At 67.2% G+C, this 19,558-nt stretch carries 17 protein-coding genes; 3 read left to right on the top strand and 14 right to left on the bottom strand.

Translation table 11 applies throughout. The features are described 5' to 3' along the window. Positions 1-87 precede the first annotated feature (87 nt). From ahpF to AC5LXK_RS25875, 5 genes are all read right to left on the bottom strand, one after another. A complete protein-coding gene (ahpF, locus tag AC5LXK_RS25895; RefSeq protein WP_493391528.1) occupies positions 88-1,686 on the bottom strand; it encodes an alkyl hydroperoxide reductase subunit F in 1,599 nt (532 codons plus the stop codon). A 117-nt stretch (positions 1,687-1,803) separates the two neighbouring features. Continuing rightward, a complete protein-coding gene (gene ahpC / locus AC5LXK_RS25890; RefSeq protein WP_493391527.1) occupies positions 1,804-2,367 on the bottom strand; it encodes an alkyl hydroperoxide reductase subunit C in 564 nt (187 codons plus the stop codon). Positions 2,368-2,682: 315 nt separating this feature from the next. Continuing rightward, positions 2,683-3,048, bottom strand: a complete 366-nt coding sequence (locus AC5LXK_RS25885; RefSeq protein ID WP_493391526.1) for a type II toxin-antitoxin system VapC family toxin — start codon at positions 3,046-3,048, stop codon at positions 2,683-2,685. Next, the gene (locus AC5LXK_RS25880) at positions 3,042-3,260 is read right to left on the bottom strand and encodes a CopG family transcriptional regulator (protein ID WP_493391525.1); all 219 of its coding nucleotides are present in this window, start codon (positions 3,258-3,260) and stop codon (positions 3,042-3,044) included. The genes AC5LXK_RS25885 and AC5LXK_RS25880 overlap by 7 nt, the downstream gene beginning before the upstream one ends. 92 nt (positions 3,261-3,352) lie before the next feature. Beyond that, positions 3,353-4,249: a LysR substrate-binding domain-containing protein gene (locus AC5LXK_RS25875; protein WP_493391523.1), complete on the bottom strand. Its 897-nt coding sequence runs from the start codon at positions 4,247-4,249 to the stop codon at positions 3,353-3,355. Positions 4,250-4,427: 178 nt separating this feature from the next. Here AC5LXK_RS25875 and AC5LXK_RS25870 point away from each other — a divergent pair, with 178 nt between their 5' ends. The 3 genes from AC5LXK_RS25870 to AC5LXK_RS25860 are packed head-to-tail and all read left to right on the top strand — an operon-like array spanning position 4,428 to position 7,388. Then, complete coding sequence (locus AC5LXK_RS25870) at positions 4,428-5,594, top strand: branched-chain amino acid ABC transporter substrate-binding protein (RefSeq protein WP_493391522.1); 1,167 nt, start codon at positions 4,428-4,430, stop codon at positions 5,592-5,594. A gap of 26 nt (positions 5,595-5,620) precedes the next feature. Continuing rightward, entirely contained in the window at positions 5,621-6,145 is a 525-nt protein-coding gene (locus AC5LXK_RS25865; RefSeq protein ID WP_493391521.1) for an L-2-amino-thiazoline-4-carboxylic acid hydrolase, read from the top strand. Then, complete coding sequence (locus AC5LXK_RS25860; RefSeq protein ID WP_493391520.1) at positions 6,138-7,388, top strand: Zn-dependent hydrolase; 1,251 nt, start codon at positions 6,138-6,140, stop codon at positions 7,386-7,388. The genes AC5LXK_RS25865 and AC5LXK_RS25860 overlap by 8 nt, the downstream gene beginning before the upstream one ends. 62 nt (positions 7,389-7,450) lie before the next feature. Here the strand turns inward: AC5LXK_RS25860 and AC5LXK_RS25855 are convergent, their stop codons facing one another. From AC5LXK_RS25855 to AC5LXK_RS25815, 9 genes are all read right to left on the bottom strand, one after another. Continuing rightward, positions 7,451-7,939, bottom strand: a complete 489-nt coding sequence (locus AC5LXK_RS25855; protein WP_493391519.1) for a GNAT family N-acetyltransferase — start codon at positions 7,937-7,939, stop codon at positions 7,451-7,453. Between the two features lie 23 nt (positions 7,940-7,962). Continuing rightward, positions 7,963-8,799 (bottom strand): c-type cytochrome, encoded by an 837-nt coding sequence (locus AC5LXK_RS25850; protein ID WP_493391518.1) that lies wholly within the window; start codon positions 8,797-8,799, stop codon positions 7,963-7,965. A gap of 171 nt (positions 8,800-8,970) precedes the next feature. After that, positions 8,971-10,236: a hypothetical protein gene (locus tag AC5LXK_RS25845; RefSeq protein ID WP_493394059.1), complete on the bottom strand. Its 1,266-nt coding sequence runs from the start codon at positions 10,234-10,236 to the stop codon at positions 8,971-8,973. An 8-nt stretch (positions 10,237-10,244) separates the two neighbouring features. After that, positions 10,245-12,068: a glutamine--fructose-6-phosphate transaminase (isomerizing) gene (gene glmS, locus AC5LXK_RS25840; RefSeq protein ID WP_493391517.1), complete on the bottom strand. Its 1,824-nt coding sequence runs from the start codon at positions 12,066-12,068 to the stop codon at positions 10,245-10,247. Positions 12,069-12,186: 118 nt separating this feature from the next. Next, positions 12,187-12,675 (bottom strand): Biofilm PGA synthesis auxiliary protein PgaD, encoded by a 489-nt coding sequence (locus AC5LXK_RS25835; RefSeq protein ID WP_493391516.1) that lies wholly within the window; start codon positions 12,673-12,675, stop codon positions 12,187-12,189. Beyond that, positions 12,653-13,924 (bottom strand): poly-beta-1,6-N-acetyl-D-glucosamine synthase, encoded by a 1,272-nt coding sequence (gene pgaC / locus AC5LXK_RS25830; RefSeq protein WP_493391515.1) that lies wholly within the window; start codon positions 13,922-13,924, stop codon positions 12,653-12,655. The genes AC5LXK_RS25835 and pgaC overlap by 23 nt, the downstream gene beginning before the upstream one ends. Beyond that, positions 13,921-16,014: a poly-beta-1,6-N-acetyl-D-glucosamine N-deacetylase PgaB gene (gene pgaB / locus AC5LXK_RS25825; RefSeq protein ID WP_493391514.1), complete on the bottom strand. Its 2,094-nt coding sequence runs from the start codon at positions 16,012-16,014 to the stop codon at positions 13,921-13,923. Before pgaB ends, pgaC begins: the two co-directional genes overlap by 4 nt. Before the next feature lie 15 nt (positions 16,015-16,029). After that, positions 16,030-18,657, bottom strand: coding sequence for a poly-beta-1,6 N-acetyl-D-glucosamine export porin PgaA (gene pgaA / locus AC5LXK_RS25820; protein ID WP_493391513.1), 2,628 nt, complete (start codon positions 18,655-18,657; stop codon positions 16,030-16,032). A gap of 104 nt (positions 18,658-18,761) precedes the next feature. Further along, positions 18,762-19,550 (bottom strand): hypothetical protein, encoded by a 789-nt coding sequence (locus tag AC5LXK_RS25815; protein WP_493391512.1) that lies wholly within the window; start codon positions 19,548-19,550, stop codon positions 18,762-18,764. Positions 19,551-19,558: the final 8 nt, after the last annotated feature.

Genomic DNA, 19,558 nt, shown 5'->3' with positions numbered 1-19,558 from the left:
GCCTTCGGAATAAAAAGGACCCCGCACGCCGACCAAAGCATGCGGGGCCAAGAGAGACGAACTTGTTGTGCGGGCGTCTGACGTGCGTCAGGCGGCGACTGCTTCCTCGGCTTGCGGCTGCGCAACGGCCACCGGCGCCACGTCCTGCCGGATCAGGTGGTCGAACGCGCCGAGCGATGCCTTCGCGCCTTCACCCACTGCGATCACGATCTGCTTGAACGGCACCGTCGTCACGTCGCCGGCCGCGAACACGCCCGGCACCGACGTCGCACCGCGCGCATCGACGACGATCTCGCCGTGCTTCGACAGTTCGACCGTGCCTTTCAGCCATTCGGTGTTCGGCACGAGGCCGATCTGCACGAACACGCCTTCGAGATCGATGCGCTGCGTGTCGCCCGAGCGCAGATCCTTGTAGACGAGCCCGTTCAGCTTGCTGCCGTCGCCGGTCAGTTCGGTCGTTTGCGCCTGCGTGACGATCGTCACGTTCGGCAGGCTGCGCAGCTTGCGCTGCAGCACTTCGTCCGCACGCAGTTGCGCGCCGTATTCGATCAGCGTGACGGCCTTCACGATGCCGGCGAGGTCGATCGCGGCCTCGACGCCCGAGTTGCCGCCGCCGACCACCGCGACGCGCTTGCCCTTGAACAGCGGGCCGTCGCAGTGCGGGCAGTACGCGACACCGCGGTTGCGGTATTCGCGCTCGCCCGGCACGTTGATTTCGCGCCAGCGTGCGCCGGTCGCGAGGATGATCGTCTTCGCCTTCAGCACCGCGCCGTTCGCCAGGCGGATCTGGTGCACGGCGCCCGGAATCAGCGCGTCGGCGCGCTGCACGTCCATGATGTCGACGTCGTATTGCTTCACGTGCTGCTCGAGCGCGGTTGCAAACTTCGGCCCTTCGGTTTCCTGCACCGACACGAAGTTTTCGATCGCCATCGTGTCGAGCACCTGGCCGCCGAAACGCTCGGCGACGACGCCCGTCGCAATGCCCTTGCGTGCCGAGTAGATCGCCGCGGCTGCGCCCGCCGGGCCGCCGCCGACGATCAGCGTGTCGAACACCGGCTTGTTTTCGAGCGACTTCGCGGCGCGTTCGCCGGCGCCCGTATCGAGCTTCGCGAGGATTTCCTTGACGCTGCTGCGGCCCTGACCGAACGAGGCGCCGTTCAGGAACATCGTCGGCACGGCCATGATCTGGCGCGACTCGACTTCATCCTGGAACAGCGCGCCGTCGATCGCGACGTGGCGGATGCGCGGGTTGATCAGCGACATCACGTTCAGCGCCTGCACGACTTCCGGGCAGTTCTGGCACGACAGCGAGAAAAACGTTTCGAATGCATAGTCGCCGTCGAGCGCGCGGATCTGCTCGATGACTTCGTCGTCGAGCTTGATCGGGTGGCCGCCCGTCTGCAGCAGTGCAAGCACGAGCGACGTGAATTCATGGCCCATCGGAATGCCGGCGAAGCGGATGCCGGCCGGCTTGCCGGGCTCGCCGATCGAGAACGACGGCTTGCGCTCGGCGTCGTCGCGGCGTTCGGTTACGGTCACGCGATCCGTCAGCGATGCAATCTCGTTCAGCAGCGCCAGCAGTTCCTGCGATTTCGCGCCGTCGTCGAGCGAGGCGACGAGTTCGATCGGGCGCGTGATTTTTTCGAGGTACGCTTTGAGTTGATTCTTGAGATTGGCGTCGAGCATGGCGTTTCGGATTCCGTATTGATTATGCTGGTCGGGCACGTCGTGCCGGAGGAGGGGGCGGGCCGCGCTGCGGCGGCCCGCCGTCACGCACCTCGTGCGAGGCGCGTGCAGCGATCGTCAGATCTTGCCGATCAGGTCGAGCGACGGGGTCAGCGTTTCCGCACCCGGCGTCCACTTGGCCGGGCACACTTCACCCGGGTGCGCCGCGATGTATTGCGCTGCCTGGACCTTGCGCAGCAGCTCGCCTGCGTCGCGGCCGATGCCGTTGTCGTGGATTTCGCACAGCTTGATCTCGCCTTCCGGGTTGATCACGAACGTGCCGCGCAGGGCCATCCCTTCTTCTTCGATCAGCACGTCGAAGTTGCGCGACAGCGTGAGCGTCGGGTCGCCGATCATCGGGTACTTGATCTTGCCGATCGTGTCCGACGTGTCGTGCCATGCCTTGTGCGTGAAGTGCGTATCGGTCGACACGCCGTAGATTTCGACACCCAGCTTCTGGAATTCCGCGTAACGGTCGGCGAGGTCGCCCAGCTCGGTCGGGCAGACGAACGTGAAGTCGGCCGGGTAGAACACGACGACGGACCACTTGCCCTTGAAGCTCTCTTCCGAGACGGGCACGAAATCGCCGTTGTGGTATGCGGTTGCCTTGAACGGCTTGACTTGGGTGTTGATGATCGGCATCTGGAGAATTCCTTTTCGTCAGTGGTGAGTGGAGTGTTGCCAGTATCCGGGTTCACCCTGAGTTTGGGAAATTGCTTGTTTCAATCCGGGGCATCGGGATTTTCTATCTGCTTCCGGCCCTTGATTGGGTGGGGCTGGCGAGAGGGGCTTGCGAAGTGTTGGGTGGGTAGCCGATGAATGCGGGTGAGAGTGGGGCCGTTTGGCGCGATGTGCCGGCGCGCATGGCTGGCATATCTAGGGCGCAGGATGGTCGTCTTGCGCGTTCATGTCGGGTGTGGCGGGAGGGTCAGCTTCGCCGCATGCAACCGCTCATACTCAGAGCTGGTAGGGCACGCGAACGCCGGGTTCGGTGGCAGGAAAATCCTTCGTGTTGCGCGACACGAGCAGCAGCCCGTTCACTTGTGCCGATGCCCAGACGATTGCGTCGGGCAGGCGTATGCGCCGTTCCTGGCGGATTGTTACGGCACGATTCGCAACCGAGCTGTCGAGTGCGATGACATCGAACGACGAGAGCCATGCGCGGATGGGGGCCTCGTCCTGTGCGGACGTGCCGACCAGGAGCTCCATCCACGAGATCGTGCTGATCGCTCGATAGTCGTAGCGGCCCAGCTCCACGCGAGCGGATTCCACGCCGCCCAGATAGTCGATCAGGATGTTGGTGTCGAAGAGAGCTTTTACCATTCCGAGCGCAGTTCTTCCTGGTAGGCGAGCCCGTCGACCTTGCGATCTTTCCAGAGACCGAAGACATCGTCGGCGAGCCGGTGCTTGTGCAGGGTAATGTAGGCATCGATCGCGTCGCGGATGATGGCGGCGCGGGGACGGTGTTGAGTCTCGACGATGACGGCCAACTCGTCGAGTTGGCCGTCCGGCAGATCGACCAGAATTCGGCCCATGACAGCCTCCGATATATGATATGTATATCATATATACTAGGCCGCCTATCCGCAAGGCGGTAGCTAGGGAGTCGGCGGGATGCCTCCCCCCCTCAAATCCCCGCCATCTTCCTCAACCACGCCGCCAGCCGCCGTGCCCCGTCCGGCATGTCGGCGTCCTCGCGCGTGCACAGGTAGTAATCGCGCCCGTCGTCGAGTGCGTGATCGAACAGCTTCACGAGCTCGCCGTTCGCCAGCTCGCGCTCGACCAGCGGCGCGCGCAGCAGCGCCGCGCCGAGATCCGCGCGCGCGGCGCTCAGCGTGAGCTGGCCATCCTCGAACATCGGCCCCACCGCGTGCGACACGTGCCGCACGCCGGCGCCCTGCAGCCAGTTGACCCACGTGCTGCGATCCTCGTCGTGCACGAGCGGCGCACGGGCGAGTTCGGCCGGCGTACGAAACGGCCCGTGGCGCTTCAGGAACGACGGGCTGCACATCGGCACCATCGCGCCCGGCAGCAGCCGCTCGCAGCGGTAGCCGGGCCAGTCGCCGGTGCCGAAACGGATCGACAGGTCCGACGCATCGCTTCGGTAGTTGCGGTGATGCGCGTACAGCACCGTCACGTCGACGTCCGTGTTGTCGGCCAGGAACGCGTGCAGCCGCGGGATGAACCAGCCGATACCGAGCAGCGGAATCAGGCTGACGGTGATCTGGCGCAGCGACGAACGGTCGCGCACGAAGCGCGTCGCGCTGCGCAGCACCGAGAACGCGGCGCTGATCGACCGGTAGTAGTCGCGCCCTTCATCGGTGAGCGCGAGCAGCCGGCCCTCGCGGACCGTCAGCGGCGTCTGGATGAACGCGTCGAGCAGTTGCAGCTGATGGCTGACCGCCGACGGCGTGATGTCGAGTTCGCCGGCCGCCGCGGTGACCGACCCGAGACGCGCAAACGCTTCGAACGCACGCACCGCGCGCAGCGGTGGATCGTGCGGCAATTGTTCGATATTTTTCATGTGTCGAATTTTATAGAAAAGTCAGGGAAAGCGACAACATTAAAATATCCAGTATTTACATGGATGTACGTTAATGTGTCGAGAACGGCATAAGCATCCAACAATTGGGTATTTGGGGTTTGCGTGCTGAATATTTAATATTTTTCATGTTTTGATTCGATTCACCGATCCCTCGCACATGAAAATCGCTTTTCTCCACGCCAGCCTCGCATGCTCGGCGGCCGCCCTGGTCGCCTCCGTTCCCGCGTTCGCGCAGTCCGCGCCGCAGACGATCCTGATCGGTCTCGCCGCGCCGCTCACCGGGCCGTCCGCGCGGATCGGCAAGGATCTGCAGAACGGCGCGCAACTCGCGATCGACGACGCGAACGCGAAGCATCCGACCATCGGCGGCAAGCCGGTCGTCTACAAGCTCGTCGCGGCCGACGACCAGTCGGATCCGCGCACGTCCGTCGCGGTCGCGCAGCAACTCGTCGACCGGCACGTGATCGGCGTCGTCGGTCACTGGAATACGGGCTGCAGCGTACCGGCGTCGCGCGTGTACCGCGATGCGGGCATCCCGCAGATCGCGCCGGCGTCCACCGGCCATCAATACACGCAGCAGGGCTACACGACGGCGTTCCGGATCATGGGGCACGACGATGCGGGCGGCAATTTCACGGGCGCGTATGCGGTGAAGACGCTGAAGGCGAAGCGCATCGCGGTGATCGACGATCGCACGTCGTTCGGCGCGGGGCTGGCCGAGCAGTTCATCAAGGGCGTGCAGGCGAACGGCGGCGCGATCGTCGATCGCCAGTACGTGAACGACAAGACGACCGACTTCAGCGGCGTGCTGACCGCGATCAAGGGCAAGCGCGCGGATCTCGTGTTCTTCGGCGGCCTCGATGCGCAGGCCGCGCCGATTTCGCGCCGGATGCGCCAGCTCGGCGTGAATGCGCCGCTGCTCGGCGCGGGCGGCTTCGTGAGTCAGACCTTCCTGTCGCTCGCGGGCAAGGACGGCGAAGGCGTGACGGCGCTCGAACCGGGCCTGCCGCTCGACCGGATGCCGGGCGGCAACGCATTCGACACGCAATACCGCGCCCGCTTCCATGCGCCGATCGAACTGCATGCGCCGTTCGCGTACGACGCGGCCGCCACGCTGATCGCGGCCGCGCAGAAGGCCGGCACGACGCAGCCGGCAAAGCTGGTCGCGGCGGTGCGCGCGATCGACCGGCCCGGCGTGACGGGGCGCATCGCGTTCGATGCGGAAGGCAACCTGAAGGATCCGGCCTTCACGATCTACCAGGTGCGCGGCGGCAAATGGACCGTCGTCGACGTGCTCGGCGGTTCGCGCACCGCAGCCAAGTAAACGATCCGACAACAAAGACGATCTCCATGACCGAAGCGAACCAGACATCCGCCGCCGCACCCGAGGACACGCGCCTCGGGATCCTCGCACGGCGCCGCATCGAAGCGGAAATCATCAAGCCGATCTACGAGATCATGAAGCGCGAGTTCGGTACCGAGCGCGCGCAGGCCGTGATCGCGGAAGCCGTGCGCGGCGCGGCCGTCGACGCCGGCCGCACGTTCGCCGCGCAGGAACCGGACGGCGCGAGCGTGCAGTCGTTCATCGCGCTGCAGGTGCTGTGGGAGAAGGACGATGCGCTCGACGTCGAGGTGCGGCGCGCGGACGACGCGCACTACGACTACGACGTGCATCGCTGCAGCTACGCGGAGATGTATCACGCAATGGGGCTCGGCGAGATCGGGCATCTGCTGAGCTGCGCGCGCGACAGCTATTTCATCCAGGGCTATGCGCCGGACATCGCGCTCACGCGTACGAGCACGATCATGCAGGGCGGCAAGCGCTGCGATTTCCGCTACGCGCTGCAATCCGCGCCGGAGAACGGCGATGCGTGACGACATCGCGAGCGCGCCGCGCGTCGACGGCGCCCGCCTGTGGGCGTCGCTCGAGCGGATGGCGCAAATCGGCGCGACGCCGAAGGGCGGCGTCTGCCGCCTTGCGCTGACCGATCTCGACCGCGAGTCACGCGACCTGTTCGTGCAGTGGGCGCGCGATGCCGGCTGCACGGTACGCGTCGACCGGATGGGCAACGTGTTCGCGCGCCGCGCGGGCCGAAATCCCGATGCCGCACCCGTGATGACGGGCTCGCATGCGGATTCGCAGCCGACCGGTGGCCGTTACGACGGCATCTACGGCGTGCTCGGCGGGCTGGAAGTCGTGCGCGCGCTGAACGACGCGGGCATCGAGACGGAGCGTCCGGTCGACGTCGTGATCTGGACCAACGAGGAAGGCTCGCGCTTCGCGCCGGCGATGGTGTCGGCCGGCGTGTTCTCGGGCGTCTATACGCTCGAATACGGGCTGTCGCGCACCGACGGCACGGGCAGGACGATCGGCGAGGAACTCGAGCGGATCGGCTACGCGGGCGCGGAGCCGGTCGGCGGCTATCCGGTGCACGCGGCGTACGAACTGCATATCGAGCAGGGCCCGATTCTCGAACGGGCCGGCAGGACGATCGGCGTCGTGACGGGCGGGCAGGGGCAGCGCTGGTACGAAGTGACGCTGACCGGCGTCGACGCGCACGCCGGCACGACGCCGATGGAGGTTCGTCGCGATGCGCTGGTCGGCGCCGCGCGGATGATCTCGTTCGTTGATGTCCTCGGCCGCCGTTACGCACCGGATGCGCGCGCAACGGTCGGGATGATCGACGCGCGGCCGAATTCGCGCAACACGGTGCCGGGCGCCTGTTTCTTCACGGTCGAATTCCGTCATCCCGACGATGCGGTGCTCGACGAACTGGATGCGGCGCTGCGCGCGGAGCTTGCGCGCGTGGCTGACGAAGCCGGCCTCGGCGCGCAGATCGAGCAGATCTTCACGTATGCGCCGATTCCGTTCGCGCCGCGCTGCATCGACACGGTGCGTGACGCGGCCAGGTCGCTCGGGTTGCCGCACATGGATATCGTGTCCGGCGCGGGTCATGACGCGTGCTATGTCGCGCGTGTTGCGCCGACGGGGATGATCTTCGTGCCGTGCGTTGACGGGCTGAGCCACAACGAAGCCGAAGCAATTACGCCGGAATGGGCGTCGGCGGGGGCCGACGTGCTGTTGCGCGCGGTGCTGCAGAGCGCGCAGGAAGCCTGAGCGTGATGCCTGCGGCCGGGCCGCGCCGATCTTCTCCTGAAGAAGCCGGCGCCCGGTCGGCGTCAGGCGGCCGGCTGACGCCGGTCGATATACCGTCGCATCACGTAGAACGCCGTATCGGTGCGCCCCGGCATCGTCATCGGCGCACCGTCGGCGGCAAATCCGAGTTTTTCGTAGAACCGGTACGCCGCCTCGCGTGCCGTACACCACACGAGCGCGGCCCCGCGCGCTTCCGCATGCCGCGCGCAGACCTGCACCAGCACACGCCCGAAGCCCATGCCGCGCACGGCAGGGTGGACGGCCATCCCGCGCAGCCGCCACGCCGGCCGAGCCGGATCGTCGTCGCGCGGCTCCTCGCAGAGCGAGGCGACCGCCACGATGTTCGACCCGTTGTCGAGCACGCCGACATGCAGCGTCGTCGGCGCATGGTCTCCCGCCAGTTCGCACGCATTCAGATCGCCGTTCAGCAGGATCGTCGCCCTGAGCGGATGCGTCTGAACGGCGTCGATCGTTGCGATGGTGAACAGCGTGTCGTCCGGTGTCATCGACATTCCCTGGAATCTTCGGCGGCGCGTTACTTGCCGGCCTTGCGCTTTGCCATATAGGCGAGATACGCGACGATCTGGTCGAGTTCCCGGTCGCTCAGCTGATCGGGCGGAAATGCCGGCATGCTGCGACCCGGCCAGTCGCGTACCGACGCCGGGTTGCGGATGTAGCGGCGCAGCGCGGCCGGCTTGAAGTAGTCGACCGGGTTCATCGGCGTATTCAGGTCGGGGCCGGCGTGGCTGCTGCCCGCGCCGTCGAGCCGGTGGCACGCGAGGCATTGCGTGACGAACAGGTGCTGGCCCGTGCGGGCCGGATCGTTCGCGGGCAACGCGGCATCGACGGCGAGCGACGGCCAGCGCGCGAGCGGCGACGATTCGATCGTGATGCGCACGATCTGGTACGGCCACTGTTCGCCGCGCACCGACGACGCGTCCGGCCCGAGCCACACGAGATAGAACGGCCCCGCGCTGACCTGCTTGCCGGGCAGCTTCGGCCACGGATGCGCCGGATCCTCGATCGCGAGCCACGGGATGGCGCTGGCCGGCGCACGGCGGCGCACGAGATCCAGCGGCAGTTGCGCGGCGAAACCGTCGGCCGCGCGCGTTTCGAGCACGCCGTCGGCCGGCAGCGGCGTGTCGCCGAGCAGCGCGGCGAACGGCACGGCGCGGAACGTCATCGGCCGGCCATACGCGATGTCGCGCGGCACGTGGATGTCCGTCGCATCGGGGCGTGCAAGCAGCGTCTGCCGGGTGAGGGTGCGGGCCGTGCCGTCGGTCTCGAGTTCGAGCGTGGACTGGGCCGACGCGCGTTGTCCGATCAGGCAGGCCATCAGCAGCACGAGCGAAAACCACTGGCGCTTCAGCATTCGTTCTCCGGGAAGGGCGTTCCGGCGGCGACAGGAGGCGGGACGCCGCGGCCGATGGAAGGAATCGGGCGACAGTCTATCCGGTACGCGCGGCGCTGGCTAATCCGGCGGAAGAACGGGAGAGTACGAGGCCGGGCCGTGTCGACGGGACGACCGCTGGCCGGGCCGTCGTCAGTGGCTCGAACAACCTGCTTCGTTCGTCGGCAGCGGCGTTTCCTGTCCCGCTTCGAAATCGCCTTCCCGCGTCCCGTAGGGCGTCAGCGACACGAAGTGCATCGCTCCGCTGCGCGCCGGAAACCCGGCGATGCCGGTCGAGCCCCACGGAATCGGCGAACGCTGCACGCCGCTCACCGACATGTCCGAGGCCCCGAGCGCGAGCGTCAGCAGCCGCCCGTCGCGGGTCGGTACGTACGCATGCGTGCCCGAGACCCCGATGCCCGATTCGCGCACCGATGCGGGCAGGCAATCGAGCGTCGCCGTGCGGCGGCCGTCCGGCGCGATCAGCATCGCGACGCCGCGACCGTCCGCCGTCGTCGTGACGACGATGAAGCGGTCGATCTCCGGCACGTAGGCCGACGAGTACACGTAGTACTGGATCGCATCGTTCAGCGATCCGCGTTTTTCCAGCTTCTCGGTGACCGGATCGAACATCGCATATTCGAGCGTCGCGTCCGTGCTGCCTTCGATGTATTTCTGCCACACGAGCAGCGCGGTGTGCGGCGAGCCCGCGATCACGGGCCACCACTCGCGGCGGTGCGGCGCGACCGCGACGTGGTTCAGCACGCGCCCGGCCGCGTCATAGGTTTTCAGGTAGACGCCGTTGCCGGTGCCGAGGTTGTCGACGCCGCCGCCGTCGACCCAGTCGGCGGAATAGAACACGACGAAGCGTTCGCCGACCGTCGCGACATGCCCCGAGTGGCCGCCCGACTCGACGTCGTTCGGGTAGGGCTTCACCGGTTTCAGGTCGCGGCGGTAGACGCCATAGCGCTGGCTGACTTCCTGCGGTGCGTTCCAGCCGTCCTCGAACGTGACGAAGATGTCGCCGCGCGCGTTTTGCGCGATCGATACGGGTTCCTGCGCCTCGGGGCGGCTGATGAACGTGTGAACGTGCAGCAGATGCGGCTGGCCGGGCAGCCATTCGCCGACGTACACGTCGTGCGGCCAGTTGCCGTTGCGCAGCGCGCCGCGCGGCACGATGCCCGAGCTGCTGAAGAACACCCAGCGCCGGCCGTCGCCGGCGTCGGCCACGCCGATGCCGTGCATGAAGCGCCGCGGGTCGCCGGTCTCCTGCGGCGGGGGCGCGGCCTGTACGGTGACCGTATGCACGGCCGGCCCGGCGGCGAGGGCCGATGTCGGGGCCGAGGCGACGAGGCCGCATGCGCCGCAGACGGCCGCCGTGGCCGCCGCGAACCGCGCGGCCGCCCGCACCGGGCGCATGTGCGCCTTCATTCGACGGTCACCGATTTGGCGAGGTTGCGCGGCTTGTCGACGTCCGCGCCGCGCGCGCAGCCGACGTGATACGCGAGCAGCTGCAGCGGGATCACGTTGACGATCGGCGACAGCAGGTCGCCCGATTCGCGCACGCGGATCAGGTGCGTGTCGCGGTCGGCGTCGATTTCGAGCTGGCTGCCGGCCAGCACGTAAAGCCGCCCGCCGCGCGCGCGCACCTCGGCCATGTTGGACTTCAGCTTCTGGAACAGGCGGTCGTCCGGCGCGATCGTGACGACCGGCATCGCGCTCGTGACGAGCGCGAGCGGCCCGTGCTTCAGCTCGCCGGCCGCATAGCCTTCCGCATGGATGTACGACACCTCCTTGAGCTTCAGCGCCCCCTCCAGCGCGATCGAGAAATGGATGCCGCGCCCGAGGAACAGCGCGTTCTCGGTCCGAGCGAATTTCGCGGCCCAGCCCATGATCTGCGTTTCCAGCGCGAGCGCGTGGCTGATGCGCGCGGACAACGCGCGCAGCTGCTTCAGGTGCATCGCGACGTGCGCGGCGTCGAGCCGGCCGCGCAGTTGCGCGAGCGTCAGCGTGAGCACGAACAGCGCGACGAGCTGCGTCGTGAACGCCTTGGTCGACGCGACGCCGAGCTCGATGCCCGCGCGCGTCAGGAACCGCAGCGGTGCGTTGCGCGCGATCGTGCTGGTGGCGACGTTGCAGATCGCCATCGACAGTTCCTGGCCCATCGCGCGCGCCTGCTCGATCGCACCGATCGTGTCGGCCGTTTCGCCCGATTGCGAGATGCCGACGACGAGCGTGCGCGGATCGGCCACCGTGTCGCGGTAGCGGAATTCGCTGGCGATCTCGACCTGCGCGGGGATGCCCGCGATGCTCTCCAGCCAGTACTTCGCGGTCAGGCCCGCGTAGTAGCTGGTGCCGCAGCCGAGCAGCAGCACGCTCCTGACTCTCGACAGCAGTGCACGCGAACCCTCGGTCGCGTCGAACAGCGCCGGAGAGATCGTGTCGATACCGTCGAGCGTGCTGTCGATCGCCTTCGGCTGCTCGAAGATTTCCTTCTGCATGAAGTGCTGGTACGGGCCGAGCGCGGCGTCGCCTTCGCGCGCCTTCACTTCGCACAGCGGGCGCTTCGCGTCGTGCCCGGCCGAGTCGACCACGGCGATGCGCTCCGGCGTGATCAGCACGACGTCGCCGTCTTCCAGGTAGACGAAGCGGTCGGTCAGGTCGCCGAGCGCCGCACAGTCCGACGCGAGATAGTTCTGCTCGGCGCCGATGCCGATCACGAGCGGCGAGCCGGCGCGCGCGGCGACGAGGCGTTGCGGCTCGCGGGCGCTGAGGACTGCGATGGCATACGCACCGTGCAGCCGCTTCACGGCGCGCACGACCGCGTCGAACAGGTCGTCGCGATAGAGGCTGTGGATCAGGTGCGCGATCACTTCGGTATCGGTCTGTCCGCGAAACGTATAGCCGCGCTCCCGCAGCTCCACGCGCAGCGTATCGTGATTCTCGATGATTCCGTTGTGCACGACCGCGATCGTGTCGCCCGACATGATCGGGTGCGCGTTCATTTCCGACGGCGCGCCGTGCGTCGCCCAGCGCGTATGCGCGATGCAGGTTTGCGCTTCGAGGCCGAGCGTCAGTACGCGCGCCTGCAGGTCCGTCACGCGCCGGAGCGTGCGTTCGCTGCGCAGGCGGCCTTCGTCCTGCACGGCGATGCCGCACGAATCGTAGCCGCGATATTCGAGCCGGCTCAGCGCATTGACCAGTTGCGGCACCTGATTGTTCAGGCCGCTTGCTCCGACGATTCCGCACATGATTCACCTCGTCCACAAGAAGTTGCCGGCTTGCCGGCAATGTGCGGCAGCACGGCATCAGGAGCGGCGCCGCGCCGCACGGATCGCGTCCCGTGCGCGGCGGCGCGTCTCCGCTGACCTACTCGCGGGGCTGCGACCCCGCGTGGGCTACCCATTCGATGCCGGAAATCGAGCCGTTCGCATCGTGCGACGCGACCAGAATGCGGGTCGTGCGCCGCGCACCGCGCCGGCGGGCGCCGGCCAGCACGGTCGCGGGTACCGAACGCACCTTCGCGCTGGCCGAGCGGCGCAGCATCTTCGATACGCGCAGCCGGTACGCCAGCGGATGCACGACACGCCCGGCGATCAGCCACGTGACGATCGTGCCCGCGATGGTCGCGATGGCGGTCGCGTAGAACACCATCTGCTCGATCGGTATCTCGGCCTGGTTGAACGGCAGCAGGTAGCGGTACGTGTAGATGCAGATCGACGCCCACACGGCGCCGACCAGCGCCGGCCGCAGGAGCCGGAACCAGACGACCAGCACGAGCCCGACGATGCGGCCGCGTTCGGCGATCATGTCGCGCGGTGCGCGCAGGGAAAGGTCAATAATCGGCGCGTTTTTCATGTTGAATGCCTCGGTCGGGGCTGACCCATACGGCCCGCTTGCCGCGGCCCCGCAGCACGATGGCGGGCAGGGCGACGACGGTGGTGATCATGCTGATCAGCCAGAAGGCGACGGGATACCAGACGGTGTCCAGGAAATACATCAGGAGTTTTTCGTCGTAACGACGATCGATCATGCTGCCGATGATCAGTTGCAGGATGCAGGTGGCGACCAGCAGCATGCCGTGCCAGTGCGGCACGACCGATACGTGCCAGTTCGGCGGCAACGGGTAGAAGACGTCGACCAGCGCGAGCAGCAGGATGAACGACATCGAGTACGCCCACGCGATGCCGATCAGGTATTCGGCGAACAGCGGCCACATCATCATCTGCGTCGGCCGAGCGAGCGTGCCCGCGTATTTCATCAGCACCTGGATCCCGCCTTTCGACCAGCGCAGCCGCTGCCGGTAGAGTCCCTTCAGCGTTTCGGGCATCAGGATCCAGCTCAGCGCATGCGGTTCGTACACGACGCGCCAGTCGCGGCACTGCAGCTTCCAGCTGATGTCGATGTCCTCGGTCAGCATGTCCGAGCTCCAGTAGCCGACGTCGGCGAGCGCGGTCTTGCGGAACATCGTGATCACGCCCGACACCGTGAAGATGCGGCCGTACACCTGTTGCGTGCGCTTGATCAGCCCGACGATCGACGAGAATTCGCCGACCTGCATGCGTCCGAGCAGCGACGTGCGCGTGCGGATGCGCGGGTTGCCGGTCACCGCGCCGACGCCCGGATCGGTCAGGAAGTGCTCGAGCATCCAGCCGATCGCATCGTGCGCGAGCAGCGCGTCGCCGTCGATGCACAGCAGGTACTCCGCGTTGGACACCGCGGCCGCGGTGGTGAGCCCGACCGCCTTGCCTTCGTTGCGCGCGTGATGGATCACGAGCAGCCGCGGGATCTCGACGGCCAGCTCGTTGAGGATCTCGCCGGTGCGATCCCGGCTGCCGTCGTTGACCGCGATGATGTCGTAGTTCGGATACTGCATCGCGTTCAGGTGGCCGATCACGCTGCGTGCGTTCGCGGCTTCGTTGAAGCAGGGCACGACGATCGAGATCTTCGGAATGCCGCTCGACGCGATCGTCCGGGTCGACAGCTCGCGGCCTTCCTCGAGCAGGAAGTAGTGCACGACGCCGCCGATCATCCACAGATACGACATGAAGAACGGGTAGTAGAAGACGAAATCCTGCAGGCGCTGGATGATGCTGTGGGTGGTCATGGCGTCTTCGTCCCCTGGGTATGCTGCATCTGCATCAGCGCGTTGATCGACGTCGGGTCGAGGCGCGACTTCAGCGACATCACGTCGCGCATCGTGTCGAGATCCGGCCGGTCGTTCAGGAAGTTGTCGGGGTAGTAGCCGAAATTCACGGCGCCCTCGCTGCGCAGCCGCCGCATCTGCGCGAGCAGCGTGCCGGCCGGCACGTCCTGGTGCCCGTGCCAGTCGTACGACTGCAGTTCGAACACGGTGCGCTGCAGCCCGCGCTGCTTTGCCCGCACGGCCCGCACGAGCTGGTCCAGCCAGTCATTCGGGTCCTTCGCCTGTTCCATGAACGGCATCGCCATCAACGCGACGTAGTCGTAGGTGGCGAGGAAATCGTCGTAGTTCTGCGCATACCACGCTTCCGACTCAGGCTTGAGCACCGGCATCGCGAAGATGTTGCGCGCGGTCAGCACGTCGCCCACGTTCTGATGGGCCAGCACGACCTGTTCGAGCTGGCGGGTCAGGTCGATCAGGTAGCGCGACTTCTGGTGCGTCCAGCGCTTCATCAGGTCGGGGTTCTCGCGGATCTTGCCGACGTCGGCCGGCAGCCCCCATTGCGCGTAGGTGCGCAGCGCATGCCGGCCCGCGTCCTCGTAGTCGTCGAGCACGGCGTCGTCGCTGAACAGGATGCCGCTGAACGACGCGTGCTTGCTGAGATCCTCGTAGATCTGCTCGATCATCAGCCGCGCATCCGGATCGAACGGGCTCAGCCGGAACACGCGCGTGCCGTTTTCGCGGGCCGGCGCGCCGCCGTATGCGCTGACGGCCTCGAGCCCGCGCTGCTTGTCGGCCGGCGGCCGGAATGCGAGCACCGGCATCCATGCGTACACCTGCACGTTGGAGCGCGTATTGAGCTGCCACGCGGCGCGCGAGAACAGGTCGGCGCGCATCGGCAGGTGCCGGTTCGGGAAATACACCGATTCGGCCACGCCCGTGCCCTTCGGGTCCGCATACGCCTGCAGGTACACCGATTTGGGCTGCATCCGGTAGATGCGCTCGATCAGCTTGCCGAGATTCGCTTCCTGCCGTGCCGGATCGGGATCGTAGACCTGGTCGAGATCGACCTGCACGGTGCGCTCGGGCACGTCGACGTCGCCGCGGTTGGACGCCGGCTCGCGCATCGAGCGCTCGAATCCGCCGATGTCGACGTCGTACATCATCAGGATCCGTCTCAGCCGGTCCAGCGGCACGTCCGGCGTATTCGGACCGGCGTCGAGGCTGAACTGGATATCCATGCCGAGCGAGGTCGAGATCTGGCGCACGGGCTGGTTTTCCGCGCCGTACGGCCACACCATCGAGCGGGCGACGATGCCGGTGTGTTCGTGGATCTGCCGCACGCACGTCTGCAGGTCGTCGTGCACGCGCGTCTGGAATTCGGCATCGGTTTCATAGCGCTTCTGGTCTTGCAGGTAGAGGTGCGACGTGGTCGCCGGCAGCTCGTTGCCTTGCGGATTCGCGATCGCGCCGTGATGGAGGTTGTGGGTATGGCAGCCGAGCTCGACGAAGTCCGACTGGCCGAGCTGCTTCACCTCGTCCCACGACATGAAGTAATCGCGCGGTACCTGGACCTTGTCGCTGAGGCGGATCGGCGTATCCGGCGGCGTATCGATCCACGTGGTGACGATGCCCATCACGGCCGGATACTTGAAGCGCTCGAGCAGCGGCAGCACCTTCGTGTAGTGGCTGCGAAAGCCGTCGTCGAACGTGAGCAGCACCGCGCGCGGCGGCAGCGGCTTGCCGCCGTGCCGCGACTCCTCGATCTGCTTGACCGTGATGGTGTGGTAGTTGTTGGTCTGCAGCCACGAGAAGATCGCGGTCAGCGTACCGGTGTCGACCGCGAACGGATCGATCAGCGCCGTCGGTGCCGAAAACGACGCCATCAGGTTGTCGCGCACGTCGTGCATGCAGATCACGCGAAACGTCTTGCCGTCGGCCGGATCGGACGGCGGCAGCAGGTCGATCATCCGGGCGTTGGTCACGCCCGGGAACAGCGAACAGGCGGCAAACGTGCCGAGGCATCCGCACATGAAGGTCCGTCTGGATTGCATTGCGCGATCTCCTTGCTAGAACGGCAGGTTGACCGACATGAAGCCGGTTTCGGAGCGCTCGCGCTCGCCGTCGTATGCGTGGCTGCTGATTTCGACGCCATAGGTCAGCGTGATGTCATGCTTGAACGTCCACGCGTGCTCGAGGCGCGCGGTCCACAGCGGGCTGGTGCCGAAGCCGCGCTCGTTGTACACGCCGCCCGACACCGACACGCGTTGCTGCAGCCCCATGTCGCCCTTCTTCCATAGCGTCAGCTGGTGCATGACCGTCGCCGCGGCCGCATAGTCGCGCCCCGGGTTGAAGTAGGGCGCATCCTGGCGCGTGTTGCTGTCGGTGCCGAGATCCAGCGATACGTTGACGAGCTGGTTGGCGGACGTGTACACGCGCTGCGTGGCGGTCGCCGCGATCTCCTGGTGCAGGTTCGTATCGCTGTAGCGGCTCACGCCGTAGCTCAGCTTGACTTCGCGACGGTCGTTCTGGCGATACACGACCTCGACGTTCGCGGACCGTCCCCAGACGTGGGCGGCATAGGCCTTCCACGGCAGCGAGTTGTCGTTGGTGTCGAGCGTGCCGGTGACCGTCCAGTAGTCGTTCAGTGCATACGCGACCGACCCGCGGCCGCCGGTTCGGCCGTCGGTGCCCAGCGAGCGCGTGACTTCGCCCTCCACGGTGAGCGGCCCGTGCCGGTAGTCGCCGCCGATGCCCGTGCGCGTGCGGCTGACGTTGCCGCTGTCGGTTTGCGCATAGCCGAAGAACGTGTGCGAGAAGACGCGCCAGTTGTCGCCGAACGGTTGCGAATACACATAGCTGTCCGACGTGAAGCTGTTGTCGGCCAGTGCGCTGTTGCCGTGCTCGTAGCTCAGGTCGGTCGTGAACACGGGGCTGCGGTACGCATCGTAGTCGCGCTTGAAACTACGCACGGCGCCGCTGTCCGGGAACGTGTTGTCGAGTGTCTGGTCGACGCTCTTCGCGGTTGCGTAGTCGTCTGCCGTGAGCGACGCGCGGCCGAGGCCCGCCAGCATCTCGACGCTGTCCGGGTGATCGGTCAGCGATGCGCGATACATCGCGATCGCCTGGCGCGGGTGCGACTGGCCCGACACCGCGTCGGCGTGCGCGGCGCGGATCTCCGCGTTGAACGGCACCTGTTTCTCGAGCTGTTCGAGCGCGGTGATCCCTTCGTCGACGTGACCCGTGAAGATCAGGTATTGCGCGCGCAGCCGGTAGTAGCGCAGGTAGTCGCTTTCTCCCGGGCCGTAGTTGACCACCTGCTTGGCCGGCGGCAGCGACTTGCCCATCTCGTCGAGCACCTGCTTCGCCTCCGCCGCGCGCCCCTGGTCGACGTACGACCAGAACAGCCCTTCCCGCAGTTCGATCGGACGCGTGCGTGCGCCGTACTGGAAGCCGCGCGTCGCGCGGTCGGTCGACGATGCGGTGGCCTGCTTCAGCGCGCGCAGGTACACGGCGTTCGCCTTGGCCGGTTCGCTCAGGTACAGGTACGCGTCGCCGATGGCCGCCAGCGCATCGATCGAGATTTCCGCATTGGAGGGAATCGTCTCGAACGTCGCGACGGCCGTCTTCATGTCGCCACGTGCCGCATAGGCGACCGTGCGGTCGCCCGCGAGCGCGGTCCTGACCGGCGTGTACTCCGGCGTGGCCGGCATGCGCTTGTCGAGGTCGTCGGCCGTGCGCAGCGCGCTGTCGAGCCCGTCGAAGCGATCCGAACTCGTCATCGAACGCGACTTGTCGCGTCCGCCGCGCACTTGCTGGCGAATCGACAGTTCTTCCAGTTGTGCGATGTCGACCGCGGAGAATGCATCGGGCCGGGCCTTCGCTTCGTCGAGCGCCTTGACCGCGCCGCCGCTCGCCGCGAGGCCGAACACGTCGTTGCGCACCGTCGCGACATCGGCGGTACGGAGATTCGGGGCCTGCGCATTCGGCGTTTCGACGTCGGGCCCCTGCGATCGCTGGATCGGTTCGCCGGGTAGCTGGGCCCCGGGCGTCTGGGAGTTCGGCGTCCGGGACGACGGCGGTTGCGAGCCGGGCGCCTGGGGAACGGGCGCGGGCGAGTTCGGCATCGGGGTGCCGGAGGCTTGCGCCGTGAGCGCCGGCGTGGTCGGTGGTGCGGGGGGCGGCGCCTGTGCGAGCAGCGACGGGGCGTTCGAGGTCTGCGCGCGGGGTGCCGACGTATCCGGCGGCGCGGTGTCGGATGCCTGGGCAAGCTGCATCGGTGCGTTCGACGTGTGCGCGACCGGGGCTGGTGTATTCGGCGATGCCGCGTTCGGTACCGGATCGCCCGCCTGCGGTGCGTCCGGGTCCACCACGACCGTGGTCGGCATCGCCGGGTTCGGTGCCTGCGCGATCTGCAGCGACGCATCCGATGCCTGCGCGATCGGCGTCGGCGCATGAGGTGGCAGCGTGACCGAGCCCTGGGCGTCATGAGCCGACGTCGCGGCCGGTTGCATGTCGGGCGGCAGCGCATCCGGCGCGGACCCGGCGATTTCCCTGGCGCCGCCCGGCTCGGCGTCGCCTTCGGCGGCGAAGCAGGGGCCGGACGCGACAAGCAGGACCAGCAGTGGCGCATGCAGGAGGATCCGCCGGTTCGGCGGAGCGACGGTGGTGCATGGTTGTTTGCGATTGATGGCCACGGTGTGTCCTCACTCTGAAACGATCACGTCGGTTGCACGCCCGACGACATACGTCGCCGGCCGCCGCGCCGCCGGGCGGCGAGGCCCGGCGGCATCCGACCGGTTCACAGGCGATTGCGGATCGCTTGCCCAAGCAACGCGCGCGATTCGCTGTTCTTCGGGTCGATCGCGAGCGCCCGGCTCGCGTTTTGCTCCACGCAGCTCCATTCGTCGATCTGCGCGCACGAGCGCGCCTTTGCCAGTGCACGCGCACCTTCCAGTTCCGCGTGCGTGACGCTTGCCGTCTGCATGTGCACGGTGTCGTCGCCGTACGGCGGCGGCTTCGGTGCGAAATCCATGCGCTTCTTCGTTCCCGCCAGCGTTTCGGTTCGCGCCGCGCGATGCGCGGCGCCCGGCCGTACGGTGGTGCGGCCGTGGGCCGGCGCGGCATGCGAATTGGCTGCCAGTGCCACCGGCGGCGCATGCGACGACTGCCGGTATTTCGTCGCGGCGCGGGGCCGGGCTCGCGATGCCGCGTCCGGTTCGACTGCGAGCCTGACGGGCGGCATGCTCGACACCGAGGGCGCCGTCGACGGGACCGTTTCAGGGGGCGGCGGCGCAGTTTGCGCGAGCGTCGAGGTCGGTGCGGTGAGCTCCGATGGTCCGGATGCACCGGTCGCGCGGGCGGTCGCGGCCACGATGGCCTTGCGGTACTTGCCGACCGCGGTGCCGATCACGCCGGAGATGTCGTGCGTCACGCTCGCATGGCTGGTGGTCGTGTCCCGCTCGGCATACGCGAAGAGGCCGAAGATCGCGGCGAACGCGACGAAGCTGAGCGCGGCGTTCTTCCCGGGGCCCCAGGAGGGTTTCGGCTGACGGGCGGGCGAGCCGTCCGGTCGTTCTGCACGAGTCATTCAAAGCT

This window comes from Burkholderia pulmonis (assembly GCF_984667975.1).
The sequence above is the reverse complement of the archived record's forward strand: the minus strand, read 5'-3'. Positions and strand labels throughout refer to the sequence as shown.

Bases quoted from the DNA above. Each gene is read 5' to 3' on its own strand.
- AC5LXK_RS25835 (WP_493391516.1), bottom strand. From the start codon at position 12,675: ATGAAAAACGCGCCGATTATTGACCTTTCCCTGCGCGCACCGCGCGAC.
- AC5LXK_RS25855 (WP_493391519.1), bottom strand. From the start codon at position 7,939: ATGTCGATGACACCGGACGACACGCTGTTCACCATCGCAACGATCGAC.
- glmS (WP_493391517.1), bottom strand. From the start codon at position 12,068: ATGTGCGGAATCGTCGGAGCAAGCGGCCTGAACAATCAGGTGCCGCAA.
- AC5LXK_RS25880 (WP_493391525.1), bottom strand. From the start codon at position 3,260: ATGGGCCGAATTCTGGTCGATCTGCCGGACGGCCAACTCGACGAGTTG.
- AC5LXK_RS25875 (WP_493391523.1), bottom strand. From the start codon at position 4,249: ATGAAAAATATCGAACAATTGCCGCACGATCCACCGCTGCGCGCGGTG.
- AC5LXK_RS25885 (WP_493391526.1), bottom strand. From the start codon at position 3,048: ATGGTAAAAGCTCTCTTCGACACCAACATCCTGATCGACTATCTGGGC.
- pgaC (WP_493391515.1), bottom strand. From the start codon at position 13,924: ATGACCACCCACAGCATCATCCAGCGCCTGCAGGATTTCGTCTTCTAC.
- ahpF (WP_493391528.1), bottom strand. From the start codon at position 1,686: ATGCTCGACGCCAATCTCAAGAATCAACTCAAAGCGTACCTCGAAAAA.
- AC5LXK_RS25865 (WP_493391521.1), top strand. From the start codon at position 5,621: ATGACCGAAGCGAACCAGACATCCGCCGCCGCACCCGAGGACACGCGC.
- AC5LXK_RS25815 (WP_493391512.1), bottom strand. From the start codon at position 19,550: ATGACTCGTGCAGAACGACCGGACGGCTCGCCCGCCCGTCAGCCGAAA.
- AC5LXK_RS25850 (WP_493391518.1), bottom strand. From the start codon at position 8,799: ATGCTGAAGCGCCAGTGGTTTTCGCTCGTGCTGCTGATGGCCTGCCTG.
- ahpC (WP_493391527.1), bottom strand. From the start codon at position 2,367: ATGCCGATCATCAACACCCAAGTCAAGCCGTTCAAGGCAACCGCATAC.
- AC5LXK_RS25870 (WP_493391522.1), top strand. From the start codon at position 4,428: ATGAAAATCGCTTTTCTCCACGCCAGCCTCGCATGCTCGGCGGCCGCC.
- AC5LXK_RS25860 (WP_493391520.1), top strand. From the start codon at position 6,138: ATGCGTGACGACATCGCGAGCGCGCCGCGCGTCGACGGCGCCCGCCTG.
- AC5LXK_RS25845 (WP_493394059.1), bottom strand. From the start codon at position 10,236: ATGCGCCCGGTGCGGGCGGCCGCGCGGTTCGCGGCGGCCACGGCGGCC.
- pgaB (WP_493391514.1), bottom strand. From the start codon at position 16,014: ATGCAATCCAGACGGACCTTCATGTGCGGATGCCTCGGCACGTTTGCC.